Origin of the sequence: Winogradskyella thalassocola, from assembly GCF_900099995.1 — a bacterium.
GTDB lineage: Bacteria > Bacteroidota > Bacteroidia > Flavobacteriales > Flavobacteriaceae > Winogradskyella > Winogradskyella thalassocola.
This window is the reverse complement of record NZ_FNCZ01000001.1, coordinates 150312-165423: the sequence shown is the minus strand read 5'-3', so window position 1 is coordinate 165423 and position 15112 is coordinate 150312. Positions and strand designations below refer to the sequence as shown.

12 protein-coding genes are annotated in these 15112 nt (G+C 33.5%); 6 read left to right on the top strand and 6 right to left on the bottom strand.

Annotated elements, in window-relative coordinates:
- Positions 1-24 precede the first annotated feature (24 nt).
- From BLT80_RS00675 to BLT80_RS00650, 6 genes are all read right to left on the bottom strand, one after another.
- Positions 25-1827: a chloride channel protein gene (locus BLT80_RS00675; protein ID WP_092465668.1), complete on the bottom strand. Its 1803-nt coding sequence runs from the start codon at positions 1825-1827 to the stop codon at positions 25-27.
- Between the two features lie 138 nt (positions 1828-1965).
- Positions 1966-3720, bottom strand: coding sequence for an aspartate--tRNA ligase (gene aspS / locus BLT80_RS00670; protein WP_092465667.1), 1755 nt, complete (start codon positions 3718-3720; stop codon positions 1966-1968).
- 78 nt (positions 3721-3798) lie between these two features.
- Entirely contained in the window at positions 3799-7341 is a 3543-nt protein-coding gene (locus tag BLT80_RS00665) for an efflux RND transporter permease subunit (RefSeq protein WP_092465666.1), read from the bottom strand.
- Positions 7342-7402: 61 nt separating this feature from the next.
- The gene (locus BLT80_RS00660) at positions 7403-8584 is read right to left on the bottom strand and encodes an efflux RND transporter periplasmic adaptor subunit (RefSeq protein WP_092465665.1); all 1182 of its coding nucleotides are present in this window, start codon (positions 8582-8584) and stop codon (positions 7403-7405) included.
- A gap of 13 nt (positions 8585-8597) precedes the next feature.
- Positions 8598-9947, bottom strand: a complete 1350-nt coding sequence (locus BLT80_RS00655; protein WP_092465664.1) for a TolC family protein — start codon at positions 9945-9947, stop codon at positions 8598-8600.
- 3 nt (positions 9948-9950) lie between these two features.
- Positions 9951-10553: a TetR/AcrR family transcriptional regulator gene (locus tag BLT80_RS00650; protein ID WP_092465663.1), complete on the bottom strand. Its 603-nt coding sequence runs from the start codon at positions 10551-10553 to the stop codon at positions 9951-9953.
- A gap of 150 nt (positions 10554-10703) precedes the next feature.
- On the opposite strand from BLT80_RS00650, the gene BLT80_RS00645 reads away from it, so the two are divergent.
- From BLT80_RS00645 to BLT80_RS00620, 6 genes are all read left to right on the top strand, one after another.
- The gene (locus BLT80_RS00645; protein WP_092465662.1) at positions 10704-11678 is read left to right on the top strand and encodes a polyprenyl synthetase family protein; all 975 of its coding nucleotides are present in this window, start codon (positions 10704-10706) and stop codon (positions 11676-11678) included.
- A gap of 6 nt (positions 11679-11684) precedes the next feature.
- Entirely contained in the window at positions 11685-12035 is a 351-nt protein-coding gene (locus BLT80_RS00640) for a hypothetical protein (RefSeq protein ID WP_092465661.1), read from the top strand.
- A gap of 74 nt (positions 12036-12109) precedes the next feature.
- Positions 12110-12544 (top strand): RrF2 family transcriptional regulator, encoded by a 435-nt coding sequence (locus BLT80_RS00635; protein WP_092465660.1) that lies wholly within the window; start codon positions 12110-12112, stop codon positions 12542-12544.
- Positions 12545-12593: 49 nt separating this feature from the next.
- Entirely contained in the window at positions 12594-13325 is a 732-nt protein-coding gene (ric, locus tag BLT80_RS00630; RefSeq protein WP_092465659.1) for an iron-sulfur cluster repair di-iron protein, read from the top strand.
- A 112-nt stretch (positions 13326-13437) separates the two neighbouring features.
- Positions 13438-14631 carry a hypothetical protein gene (locus BLT80_RS00625; RefSeq protein WP_092465658.1) on the top strand — a complete coding sequence of 398 codons (1194 nt, stop codon included), beginning with the start codon at positions 13438-13440 and terminating at the stop codon, positions 14629-14631.
- Entirely contained in the window at positions 14621-15082 is a 462-nt protein-coding gene (locus tag BLT80_RS00620; RefSeq protein ID WP_092465657.1) for a hemerythrin domain-containing protein, read from the top strand. The genes BLT80_RS00625 and BLT80_RS00620 overlap by 11 nt, the downstream gene beginning before the upstream one ends.
- The last annotated feature ends 30 nt before the right edge of the window (positions 15083-15112 follow it).

Genomic DNA, 15112 nt, shown 5'->3' with positions numbered 1-15112 from the left:
TTTATCTAAAATCCGAATTGGGATTTAGGATGTAAAATTAATTAATTCGGTACGATAAGCTGTTAATAATTTAGATTTAGAAACAAAGCCATAATATTTATTATCTTTTATTACCGGTAAATTCCATGCTTTTGAATCTTGAAATTTTTTCATAACAGTATGCATATCATCCTTTTCATATAAAATATAATCTGGTGCTTGATGCATAAAGGTTTCAACTGTAGTAGATTCATATAAACTTTGATCAAACATTACAGATCGGATATCATCTAAAAGGATAATACCAACAAACATATCATTAGAATCCGTAACAGGAAATAAATTTCTACTCGATTTTGAAACTCCCTCTCTTAGCATTTCACCTAGGCTCATTTCGGGATGTAAAGCAATGAAATCTTTTTCTATCACCGAATCTAAGGTCATTACGGTTAGGACACTTTGGTCTTTATCATGTGTTAAAAGATCTCCTCGTTCGGCTAATTCACGTGTGTATATTGTGTGTTCCATATAATTCTTTGTAATCATATATGAAATCGCTACTGTAATCATTAATGGTAAAAATAAAATATACCCTCCTGTAATTTCAGCAATTAAAAATATAGCTGTTAAAGGTGCGTGGATCACGCCGGCAATCAACCCTGCCATGCCGATTAATGTAAAATTAGATTCAGAGACTTGATGACCAAGCCCAATATTGTTTATGATTTTGGCTACTACATTACCTAATGCACTTCCCATTACCATGGTTGGTACAATAACTCCTCCAACACCTCCAGCAGCAAAAGTCGTCGTCATTGCAATCGCTTTAAATATAGTGAAACCGATGAGTAATACAATAACCACCCAAATATTATCAATGTATTTGTCAAATGGATTAGAGCCTAGTGCATGCAGATAGTTGCCTTCAAATAAATCTTTTGTAAAACTTAAACCTTCACCATATAATGGTGGAATAAAATACAGCATTATTCCTATAGCGATACCTCCAACTAATAGCTTTGTAAACCTTGATTTAAAGCGGTCGAAAAAGGCATAAATAGCAAAATACATTTTAGTGAAATAGATGGATGCTATACCCGTTCCTAATCCTAAAAGCATATAAAAAGCCGTATCTCTTGGGTTAAATTTTTCAGTGACATTAAAGTTGAAAAGCAATTCATCTCCCAAGAAAAAATAAGAGGTTAAAACTGACGATATTGACGCAATTAATAGTGGTAATAAGGATGCAAACGTAAGATCTAAACTGAAAATTTCTACTGCCAAGACAATGGCTGCAATTGGAGATTTAAACATAGATGCCACAGCAGCAGCAGTTGCACAAGCAATAAGAAGTGTCCTCGTTTTTTTATCGACATGTAAAATCCGACTTAGATTTGAACTCAATGCAGACCCAGAGGTTATTGCTGGTCCTAATAATCCAACAGAACCACCAAAACCAACGGTTAACGGTGCCATTATTAACGGATGATAGATGAGTTTATATGATAAAAGTCCTTTTTGCCTTAATAAAGAATAGAGTAGTGAAGGTATGGCACGCTTAATAAATGGAGGAATAGATGGTGTCATTCCTTTTTTAAACATATACTTGGTTAAAAGATACACCAGAAATAAACCGATAACGGGAAGTATAAAATAAAGTTGGTTTTGAGAAAAAATAATACCTTCCTCTAATCCAGACTGAATGGCATATGTAATATTTTTTAACGTTACGGCAGCAATACCAGTTAATAAACCAACAGCAGTACTTAATATATAAACAAAGTTTTTTTGCGAGATATATTTGTATCGCAATAAAATCAATCGTCTTATGGGTGATTTTGTTGGCATATTTTAAAAAGACCTGTTAGGTTTTATACTTCGACTATGCTCCGCAAATAACCTACAGGTCTAACTATTTATTTTATAGAGTGTAAAGACTCATTTACCAAATATACAATTTTGGAAAAGCATTTCCCAATCAGTATATTATGGTTTTAAATTCAGTTTTAAACTCAACTCTTTTAGTTGCTCATCATCAATTGGTGCAGGTGCATCAATCATCACATCACGACCCGAATTGTTTTTAGGGAACGCAATAAAATCTCTTATCGTTTCTTGGCCTCCTAAAATGGCAACCAATCTATCCAATCCAAAAGCTAAACCTCCATGTGGTGGTGCTCCATATTCAAAAGCATCCATTAAGAATCCGAATTGTGCTTTAGCATCTTCATCAGAAAAACCTAAATGTTTCAACATTATAGCTTGAGTTTCTTTATCGTGAATTCTGATAGAGCCTCCTCCAATTTCATTTCCGTTTAACACTAAATCGTAAGCATTAGCTTTGACATCACCAGGATTAGTATCTAGCAATTCTATTTGTCCTGGTTTAGGAGACGTGAATGGGTGGTGCATCGCATGGTAATGCCCTGTTCCTTCATCTAGTTCTAATAATGGGAAATCAATAACCCATAATGGTGCAAATACTTTAGGATCTCTTAACCCTAAACGTGTTGCTAATTCCATACGTAAGGCACTTAATTGCGCTCGTACTTTATTAGTATCACCAGATAAAACACAAACTAAGTCTCCTGGATTTGCACCAGTTACTTCTGCCCATTTTGCTAAATCCTCTTGATCATAAAATTTATCTACTGAAGATTTGAAACTTCCATCGTCATTGCAACGTGAATAAATCATGCCTAAAGCACCAACTTGTGGACGCTTTACCCAATCAATTAATTTATCAATTTCTTTTCTTGTATAAGCGTTTCCACCAGGAACTGCGATACCAACTACCAATTCAGCATTGTTAAAAACACCAAAATCTTTATGTTGTGTCACTGCATTTAATTCGCCAAACTCCATCCCAAATCTAATGTCTGGTTTATCGTTTCCGTATAAACGCATAGCGTCATCATAAAGCATTCTTGGGAATTTTTCAACTTCAACACCATTTACTTCTTTTAGTAAGTGACGTGTTAAACCTTCAAAAACATTTAAAATATCTTCTTGCTCAACAAATGCCATTTCACAATCTATCTGTGTGAATTCTGGTTGTCTGTCGGCGCGTAAATCTTCATCTCTAAAACACTTTACAATCTGATAGTATTTATCCATGCCACCAACCATCAATAATTGTTTGAAAGTTTGTGGTGATTGTGGAAGTGCGTAAAATTGTCCTTCGTTCATACGAGAAGGGACTACAAAATCACGTGCTCCTTCTGGAGTGGATTTGATTAAGTATGGTGTTTCAACTTCAATAAAACCATCATTAGACAAATAGTTTCTAACTTCTTGAGCCACTTTCGCTCTAAAAATTAAGCTGTTTTTTACAGGATTACGACGAATATCTAAATAGCGATATTTCATTCTGATGTCGTCACCACCATCCGTTTTATCTTCAATGGTAAACGGAGGCACTAAAGCTTTGTTTAATATGGTTAATTCTGAAACTAAAACTTCAATATCCCCAGTTGGAATATTTGGATTTTTAGAAGCACGTTCAATAACGTTTCCTTTTACTTGAATTACAAATTCGCGTCCAAGCTTTTGAGCCTTTTCTATAATAGCTTTTGGTGTGCGTTCTTCATCAAAATAGAGTTGTGTGATACCGTAACGATCTCTAAGATCGACATAAATCATAAATCCTTTATCGCGAACACCTTGAACCCAACCGGAAAGTGTAACTTCTGTATTGCTGTGTGATGCTCTTAATTCACCACAATTGTGACTTCTGTACATAGTTTTTTATTAGAATTGCAAAAGTAAAAAATCCGAAGTTAAGACTTCGGATTTTTCTATTTAAATAATGGATTTCAATTAATTGTTAATTTCGAGTTTTGAAGACTCATCTATTTGAGGAGTTTGGTCTACTTCAAAAGCTCTTAAAGGCTCAGAAGTGAATTTTCGTCGTCCCCACATTTTAAGTTTTACACTTAAAAAGAATAAGATTGGTACCACAATCAACGTTAAAAATGTAGCAACGAGTAGACCATAAATAACAGTCCATGCTAAAGGTCCCCAAAACACAACGTTATCTCCTCCCATATAGATGTTTGGATCGAAATCTGCAAACAAAGTAAAGAAGTTAATGTTTAGACCTATCGCCAATGGAATTAAACCTAAAATAGTTGTAATTGCAGTTAATAATACTGGTCTTAAACGGGCTTTTCCTGCTTTAACGATACTTTCAAAAAGGTCCTCGGTTGTTAAATAATCGTTATCACCAAGATCCAATTCATTTTTCTTTCGGTCAATTAACAATTGTGCATAATCTAAGAGAACAACACCATTATTAACTACAATTCCCGCTAATGAAATGATACCAACCATAGTCATCATAATAACAAACGCACTACCAGAAAGTACAATACCTCCAAAGACACCAATAAAACTCAAGAAAATCGCAATCATAATGATTGTCGGTTTAGATATAGAGTTAAATTGAAAGATTAAGATGAAGAAAATTAAACCAAGACCAGTGAAAAAAGCTCCCATTAAAAAAGCCATTTGCTTGTTTTGTTCCTCAATTTGACCTGTGTAATCAATATGAATATCTTCAGGTAAACCTTCATAACTCTTCATTTCATTCTGAATCTGTGCTACAATCGAACCCGCATCTGTATAACCAGGAGACATAGCAGAATAGACCGTTACAACACGCTTAGTATCCTTGTGTTTTATAGCACTAAAACCAGAATTATTTTTCTGCTTAGCCACTGTAGATAATGGAATTTCCTTAATCTGACCCGTATTATCTCTAAACGTAATATTCTGATTAAACAGTGCACTTTTATCATAACGATTAGCTTCATTAAAACGCACATAGATATCAAAATCGTCTCCGTCTTCTTTAAAAATTCCGGCTTTAGATCCAAATATTGAATTACGTAACTGATCTCCAATTTGTTTCGCAGTTACTCCTAATTCACCTGCTTTTTTTCTATCAATAGCGACTAACATTGTAGGTTTGTCTTTATTAACATCAATCTTAAGTTCGTCAATTCCAGGAATGTTTTTAGAATTGATAAAAGCACGCATTTGTTCAGCAGTTGCAATTAATTCATTATAATCGTTACCATCTATTTCAATATTAATTGGAGAACCAGCTGGTGGGCCATCTGCATTTTTTTCAACTGAAATTAAAACACCTGGATAAATACCAACGAGGGCTTCTTGTACTTTTTGACGCAATAGCTCACTGTCTTCTCCACGACGGAATTTATATTCTCGCATAGAAGCCGTTATCTTAGCCTTATGTGGCATTTCTGCTCCAGAACCCATATCAGTTTGTGGATTTCCTGCGCCTTCACCAACCTGAGAAACAGCACTTTCTACTAAGAAGTTTCTGCCGTTTTCCATAAATCGGTCTGCATTGATAACCTCATACACACGTTTTTCAATTTGTGATGTAATAGCATTGGTTTTTTCAATGGCTGTACCTTGAGGGTATTCTATATAGACAATAATTTGATTGGGTTTATTATCTGGAAAAAATTCTACTTTGGTACGTTGTGTTGACAATGAAATTCCGAAAGCTATAAACGCAGCTATTAATAATAGAAACGTTCCTATACTTAAAATGTAAGGTTGCTTTTTAGACAATGCATTCCTTAAACGACGCTCATACCAATTCTCTAAACGTACTAATGCTTTTGTTTGGAAACTATTTGCCCAACCTCTAATGAAAAAGCGGTAAGCCCAAAGCATAATTGCTGTAAAGATCATAATAGTTCCCATACCACGGTAAGGGCCTCCTAAGATTAGAATTAGAATTCCAAAACTAGCCACAATAATTGTTGTTTTAATAATTTGCTTCAATGGCATATCCTTATCTTCTGTAGTCATATAACGCGATACTAATACCGAATTAAAAAAGATGGCAACAGCTAATGACGAGCCTAAAACAATGGATAAGGTTATTGGTAAAATCTTCATGAATTCCCCCATAATACCAGGCCAAAGTCCTAAAGGAACAAAGGCTGCAACAGTAGTTGCTGTTGAAATGATGATAGGAAATGCAATTTCTCCGATACCCTTTTTAGCCGCTTCAATACGGCTCATGCCTTCATCTTCCATTAAACGATAGACGTTTTCAACCACCACAATACCATTATCCACCAACATACCAAGTCCCATGATAAGTCCAAAAAGGACCATAGTATTTAAACTATAGCCAATCATACCTAAAATCATAAGTGACATAAACATGGACATTGGGATAGCGAACCCTACAAACAAGGCATTTTTAAATCCTAAAAAGAACATTAAAACAGTAACTACCAGAATAACACCAAAGATGATATTATTTACTAAGTCATCTACTTGCCCAATAGTAACAGAAGACTGATCGTTTGTAATGGTAACTTCTAAATCTTGTGGGAACTCATTATCGATAGCATTTTGAACAATAACTTGAATTTGCTCAGCAGCAGCCACCATGTTTTTACCAGCACGCTTTTTAACGTCTAGCATCACTACTGGTTCTCCCGATTTTCTAGCAAATGTGGTTTTATCTTCTTCTTTAAATGAAACGGATGCCACATCTTTTAAATAGATAGGATTACCATTGTCTGATTTTACAACGAAATCTTCTAGCTCTGATGGCTTTTCAATTTCTCCTATAATTCTTATAGTTCGGCGTTGGCCACTTGCTTTTAAGTTACCTGCAGATTGCGTAATGTTTCCATTGCCAATAGCACCAAGAATATCATTAAAGGTTACTTTAGCTGCCATCATTTTGTAAATGTCAACCGCAACTTCTACTTCTTTGTCTTGAGCACCACGAATATCGGCCTTCTTAATTTCTTGTAAATCTTCTATTTCATCTTGAAGATATTCAGCATAATCCTTTAATTTTTCAATAGGATAATCGCCCGAAATATTAATATTAAGAATTGGCATTTCTTCTGAAAGACTCAACTCAAAAACATCGGGTTCTACTTTTGCTCCGTTAAATGTTGGCCAATCTTCACCGGCTGTTTCAGAATCTATTTCGTCTTTAACCTTTTGTTTGGCTTGTTCTACCGTAATATTTTCATCAAATTCTATGACCACCATAGAATAATCTTCTTGCGATGTCGACGTAATTTCTACAACATTACTAACGGTTTTTAGTTTGTCTTCAACCGGATCTGTAATTAGTTTTTCAATATCCTCAGCGGTGTTTCCAGGATAAATAGTGCTGACGTAAATTTTGGTTTCATTTACCTCTGGAAAAGATTCTCTTGGCATGTCGAAAAAAGCCGAAATTCCCAAATAGAAAAAGACAGCAATAAGCACATACATGGTGGTTTTATTATTAATCGCCCATGATGACCATCCAAATTCCTTTTCGGTATTTTTTTTATTGTTTTTAGTCATTTGTCTTTAGTTTTAGACGTTTGAATTGTTGGTTAGTTTTTTGAAGATTAAAAGTGTTCTTTTAGTTCTTCTCGTCTATTTTAAGAACTTCTACGGATTGACCGTCTCTTACACTACGAGCTCCTTCTTTAATAATTTCAGCTCCATCTTCAAGTCCTTTTAAAACTTCAATGATATCCTCTTGTGTTTTTCCTGTTTCAATAATAACACGCTTTGCGGTTCCTATTCCCTTTGCGTTTTTATTAGTTACCACATACACATATTGTTCTCCTTCAGAATTTTCAGAAACGACACTTTGTGGAATTAACAAGGCATTTTCACTTGTGTAATCATTAATTTTTAATCGTGCAGATAGGTTCGGTTTAATCGCTTTATCTTTATTAGGAATTTCAACTTCAACTTTAAACGTTCGGTTTGCAGGGTTTATAAAATCTCCGGCTTGACGAATTTTTGTTTCGATTGTTTTCCCTAATACAGGAATATTTACACTGACACTTTTTCCTTTTGTAACGTCTGAAACGTAACGTTCTGGTACTTCAGTTTCAATATACATATTGTCTAAATTCACAATACGCATTAATGGAGATTGACCTGCAGCAACAACACTTCCTTGTTCTGTGATAATATCGTCAATAGTTCCAGAAAAAGGAGCTTTAACAGTTGTTTTAGAAATTTGTTGCTTTAACTGATTAACGGCTTCTTCTTGTGATTCGTATGTAGATTTTGATTGTAAAAACTGAATTTCACTACCGATGTTCTGTTCCCAAAGACGTTGCTGACGCTCGTAAGTTGTTTTTGCTAATTCGGCTTGGATTTTTAATTGAGCCAATTGTTGACTTAAACCACCATCATCAATTTTCGCTAAAGTTTGACCTTTAGTTACTTTTTGTCCTTCTTTAACATATACATTGGTTAAAATTCCACTGTATTCTGGTGTAATGGTCAAAAGGTCTTTAGTGGTAACGTTTCCTTGTAATTCTAAAACATGATTAAAAACTTCAGCTTCAGCTTTAAAAGTCGTAATTAAAGGCACATGTTTTACAGAATCTAACGTTTTTATTTTTTCGTCTAAAAGTTTTATTTTATCATTAATGGCTTGCTGTTCTCCAACGAGCTCTCCTCTTTTTGCTCTTATGGTTTCGAGATTACCTTGTTCAATGACGTTTTCTACAGAGTTTTTCTTTTCGCCAGAACACGATACTGTAAATATGGCTATGAATAATAGTGGAAATATATATTTCATTTTGAATAGTGATTTATGAATTGTTGATTGGTGTGTTTAGAACCGTTTCTAAGGTTGCTTTAGAGTTTATAACATCTAGCATAGCTTGAAGTAATTCTTGTTGTGCGGTGTATAATTGTGTTTGTGCTTGTCTCAACTCAAAACTAGAACCAATACCTTCAAAAAATTTAGTTTGGTTTTTAGTTTCAATACGTTCTGCAAGTGCTAAATTTTGTCTTTTATTGTCGTAATCTTCAATAGCAAATTGATAGTCGCTTTTGGCCGATGCAATTTCAAGTTTTATGCGTTGTTCTGTTTCTGTTAAATCAGTTTCTGCTTTTTCTAGATTTATTTTTGCACGTTGGGTTGAAGCGCTTCGCATACCAGAACTAAAAATTGGAATATCTAAACTAACGCCAAATAGAGAAGACCCAAACCAAGGTTGATTTTTCTTGGTGAATGAAAAGTCTTCATTGTAGCCAGAATAACCTCCATTAATAAAGGTACTAAGCGTTGGTAAAGCTTTGCTTTTTTCTAGTTTAACCAAAAGCTCTTTTGATTTTTTGTCGTTTAAGGCAATTAAATAATCAATAGTACTTTCTGGATTGTTTTCTGTATCTAAACCTGCTAACGAGATATTTTGGTCTGTTAATGTTTCTAGATTATCCGTTAATACCAAAGTATTTTGAACGTCTAAGCCTAAATTAATATTTAGCATTTGATAGGCTAGTTTTTTTAATCTTTCAACATTATTCAGGTTACTTTTTACACCAGATAAGGTTATCTGTAATTGTTCAACACTTTCTTCTTCGCCTAATCCATTTTCATAAATTTTTTGTGTTTCAAAAATGTTTTTTTCCAAGACATCAATATTTCTTTTAAAAATGTTGATGCTTTCTTCTGCTAAAAGCACATTTCCATAGGCTTCAATAACCGCTTTTCTGACTTCTAAATCGGTCTTTGTTTTAGCGTTTTTAGATATTTCTAAAAAAACTTTGGCAGATTGTAAACCCACAAGGTATGATCCATCAAATAATTTTTGATTTAAGGTTGCAAAAGCCGTCATACTTTGTTTAGTACCAAACATTACTTCTGCAAATTCTCCCGGTTGCCCACCAAAAAATTCTGCAGGGATTAATTGCACTTGCTGTTTTAAATTGTTCTGATAATCTATACTTGCACTTACTTGAGGTAAACCAATTGCAGTAGTTTCCCATTTCTGTTGTTTCGCAGCTTCTATATCTCGTGAAGCATTAATGGACGTTCTATTGTTTTCCAATGCATAGTCAATGGCTTCTTGAAGCGAAAGGCTTGTAGGCTGGTCTTGCGAAAAGCCGACTTGAAAAATGATAAAACCAATTAAAAGCGTTAGTGTTTTTTTCATAGGTTATTTTAGATTGGTGTTTAATTGTGTTAATGTTTCTAATCCTTTAGACGAGCAGATTCCTCGTAAATGGTATTCTATATAGTTATTCATTAACATTATCATTGAAAAATCTTCTCTTGGAAAAATGGTTTGATCCTTTAGTGATACTATACCGTTAAAGTATAGTCGTGCAACAAAATCAATCTCAATGGTATCTCTATATAGTTTTTGGCTTACACCACGTTCTAGATTACGAGTGACACAGCCAATCATTTTTTCAAATTGTTTGCCTTTTAATGAGGCATAAATTTTTGGATAATACTTTTGAAGCTGATATTGAGGAGACGATTTTTCGTCTTTTAAATTGAGCATTACAAACTTCTTTATCTCATATATTTCTTCAATCGGGTTTGTATTCAGTTCACAAATACAATCAATACCATGTGAAATCTTTTCAAAAACATGCATTGCAGTAGCCTCCACTAATTTTGTTTTATTCTGAAAATGCTGATAAATGGTTTTTTTAGAAATACCCATTTCATTAGCAATATCATCCATGGTAACGCTCTTAAACCCTAAGTTTAAGAACAAATCAGTAGATTTTAATATTATTTTATCTTTCATTTTGTTATTCCGTGGTCTGGAAATCTATTTTAATCTGGCGCAAAACTACAACAGGAAACTTTAAAAACCAAAAAAGTTTCCAAAGTTTTAATGATTTTTTAACATGACTAACATTAGTTTAAAATATGTTTAAAACATTATTTTTGTCTTATGCAACATATTGAGAAGTATCAAAAGCCCTTTCTGAAGTATTTAGAAGGTTTTACAGTAGACCGAGAGCCCAAGAATTTATATAATCCTATTAATTATATACTAGAATTAGGAGGCAAACGACTACGTCCGATTTTAACGTTAATGACCGCTGAGGTTTTCGGTGAAAGCAGTGCTAATGCTATGGATGCAGCGTTATCTATTGAGGTGTTTCATAATTTTTCTTTGGTACATGATGATATTATGGACGATGCTCCTTTGCGACGAGGAAAACAAACGGTTCATGAAAAGTGGAATTTAAATACAGGGATTCTTTCTGGTGATGCCATGTTAATTATGGCGTATCAATTATTTGAAAATTACGATGCTCAAACCTTTCAAGATTTAGCACGTTTATTTAGCAAAACAGCTTTAGAGGTTTGCGAAGGTCAACAATATGATATCGATTTTGAAACACGAGATGATGTTACGATTGCAGAATACCTTAAAATGATTGAATATAAAACTGCGGTTTTAGTCGCTGCCGCTATGAAAATGGGAGCTATTGTAGCAAAAGCGTCAATTGAAGATCAAGATGCTATCTATGAATTTGGACGCCATTTAGGAATCGCGTTTCAATTACAAGACGATTATTTAGATGCTTTCGGAAACCCTGAAACCTTTGGAAAACAAGTAGGAGGGGATATTATCGAAAATAAAAAAACGTATCTATATCTTAAAACACTAGAGTTAGGGTCTGATGATGATACCTTAAACTTAAAGACATTTATGTCTAATTCTGAATTTCCTAATAGTAACAAAGTTGAAAAGGTTAAAGCGTTATTCAAGTCTTCTGGTGCAGCGGAATCAACGCAAAATGCTGTAAAAGACTATACAAATAAGGCTTTTGAGGTTTTAGAAACTTTAAATATTACTGAAGATAAAAAGCAATCGCTACGATTGTTTGGGGAACAATTAATGAATAGACGCGTTTAATTCCTAATGAGTTTACCATCAAATTTTGAAGATTTAATTCTAGAGGCAGAAGCCTTACAACTTTATAAGAACCTTATTATTCAACTTAATAAGGATTTGCTTTATGCGAATATCGATTTAGAGTTTGACCAAGAGACCTTGCCAACGAGTTTAAAATTAATATTTCAAGACACCGTTTTTAATCTTATAAATTCTAAATTTTCAGACTATCTAAATCTACTTTATATAGTAGATGTTTCCGAAGCTAAAATTCGAAGTCTTGACGGTAGTGACATTTTAAAATTGTCTGAAGAGGTTACTTTTATTATTTTGCAACGCGAATGGCAAAAAGTATGGTATAAATCTAAATACTCTTAAAAATAATTTATTTCGGATAATTTTATCTTATTTAAAAAAATATTGTACTTTTGTAATCAATAATACTATTAAATATGTTTTCTAAAGCTTGTGAATATGGAATTAAGGCAACAATTTTTATTGCTATTAATTCTTCTGAAAATAGACGTGTTAGTCCTAAAGAAATTTCGGAAGAGATAGATTCTCCTCAGGCTTTTACTGCTAAAATTCTACAAGCGCTAGTTAGAAATAACATTGTAAAATCTGTTAGAGGTGCGTATGGTGGTTTTGAAATTGAGAAAGACAAAATTGCAACCACTAAACTATCACAAATTGTTTACGCTATTGATGGAGATGGTATCTATAAAGGTTGTGGGTTAGGCTTACATACTTGCGATGAAAATCATCCTTGTCCTGTGCACGACAAGTTTAAGGTCATTAGAGATGAACTTAAGCACATGTTAGAAAACACGAGTTTAGAACAATTAGCATTAGATATAAAATCTGGTGTAGCATTTTTAAAGGTCTAAAAAAATTTGAATACAAATAGGATAAAGTTGTCCGAAATAAACAAGCGATATGGAAACACTTCAAAAAAACACACAAAAAGAAATAGGGCAATTTGTTGCCGACGATTTTAGAACCGCAGCTATTTTTTCGAAATATAAAATTGACTTTTGTTGCCAAGGCAATAGAACAGTAGAAGAGGCGTGTGATAAAAAAGGTATTGATAGCAACCAGTTAATGGATGAACTTAATCACGTTTTAAATTCAAAAGGAGGAGAAACTATTGATTATAAATCTTGGCCATTAGATTTATTGGCTGAATATATCGAAAAGAAACACCATAGATATGTTGAAGAAAAAACACCAATACTACGCCAGTTTTTAGATAAACTCTGTAAAGTTCATGGTGAGCGTCATCCAGAATTATTTAAAATTAACGAATTGTTTACGGCTTCTTCGGGAGAGTTAGCATCGCACATGAAAAAAGAAGAACTTATCCTTTTTCCTTTCGTGAAAAAAATGGTGAAAGCTAAATTAGAAAATAGTGCTGTACAATCTCCTCAATTTGGTACGGTAGAAAATCCTATTGCCATGATGATGGAAGAACACGATAACGAAGGTTCGCGTTTTAGAGAAATCGATGCACTTACTAATAATTATACTCCGCCAGCAGATGCTTGTAATACCTATAAAGTCACTTTTGCGATGTTAGAGGAGTTTGAAAAAGATTTACATCTACACATTCATTTAGAGAATAATATCCTTTTTCCAGAGGCTATAAAATTAGAACAACAGTTTGGTTAATAGCAATCCCTAATTATTTTTCTAACTTGTGAAAATCCTGAGATGTTATTCGCTAACATTTTGGGATTTTCTTCTTATTAATCTGTATATTACTAAATCGTAATCTAAAGCGATGCCCAAAAAATTAGTCGTCATATGTTTAATTAATTTTCTAATTGCTGCCTTGATGGGTTTGGCGTTACGCTTCTCGTTTTTAGAATCTATTGGTTTAAATTATCGGTTTTTAACGCACGCGCATTCTCATGTTGCTATGTTAGGTTGGGTGTATTTAATGTTATTTACACTTTTTGTTCATTATTTTGTTCCAGATAAACCCAAAAATTTTACGCGCTTATTTTGGGTCACAGAATTTGCTGTGGTTGGGATGATGATTAGCTTTCCGTTACAAGGATATGCAGCCATTTCAATATCCTTTTCAACACTGCATATTTTTTGTAGTTATTATTTTGTCCATCTCATTTGGAAACACGCTAGAAGCACCTCATTTGTTTCAGGAAAATTAGTAAAAACAGCACTCCTATTTATGGTAATTTCAACCATTGGTGTTTGGTGTTTAGGCCCAGCAGTTTCTATACTTGGGCCAACTTCGGCATTTTATAACATTGCGATTCAGTTCTTTTTACACTTTCAGTTTAACGGTTGGTTTTTAATTGCTGTTTTGGCTGTGTTTTTTCATCTTTTAAAAGTTGAAGATTCTAAAACATTTAGACAGTTTTATTTGCTATTAATAGCATCAACCGTATTAACGTTTGCACTGCCAATTCAGTGGTTCGCACCGCACATAAGTTTAATATGGCTTAATGGAATTGGTATAATTATTCAAGTTGTAACACTTTATAAATTCTTGCAAATACTAAAACCGAGACATGTTTTAGTATTCGAAAAAGAATATAAGCTTGTGACCTATATGTACGGTTTTGCGCTGGTTTGTTTTATTTTAAAAGTACTGTTTCAAACAGTATCAATTTTACCAGAATTCTCTACTGCAGTTTATAATCATCGCAATTTTGTCATCGGGTTTATTCACTTACTCATGTTGGGTGTGGTTTCGGGATTTTTATTTGCTTTTATTTTGAAAAGCAATTTACTACACCATTCTAAAAGTTTAAATTTTGGTATGTATAGTTTCTTTTTAGGCTTCGTTTTAACGGAAGTACTGCTGTTAATTCAAGGGATTATGTTTTATTTCGGAACCGGAATTATTTCTCATTATTACCTATTACTATTCTTGTTTAGTATCCTTTTACCATTGGGCATCAGTGTCCTGTTATTTAATATTATCAAACACAAAACGTATGCAACCTAAACCTCAAAAACGACATAAAGCACTTCAACCTTTAAGCAGAGAACATCATCATGGCTTATTGTTATCCTGGAAAATTAGAGCAGGATTTAGCAAAGACATAGATCCTAAACGCATTAGAACTTATGCCAATTGGTTTTATGAAAATCATTTAATTCCACATTTTGAATTAGAAGAAACTCATATATTCTCGATTTTAGAACCCGAAAACGAATTGGTAAAACGTGCTTTGGCAGAACACAGACGTTTAAAACGATTGTTTACCGATAAAGATGATGATTTAAAAATACTGAGTAAAATTGAAGAAGAATTAGATCAGCATATTCGATTTGAAGAACGGATTCTTTTTCCAGAAATTCAAAAAGTAGCTACAGAAGCACAATTACGTCAGATTGAAATAATTCATCAACCTGAAAAATTTGAAGACAATGAAAGTGATGTCTTTTGGAAATAGCAAATTCAATTCATGATTAATATCATTGTG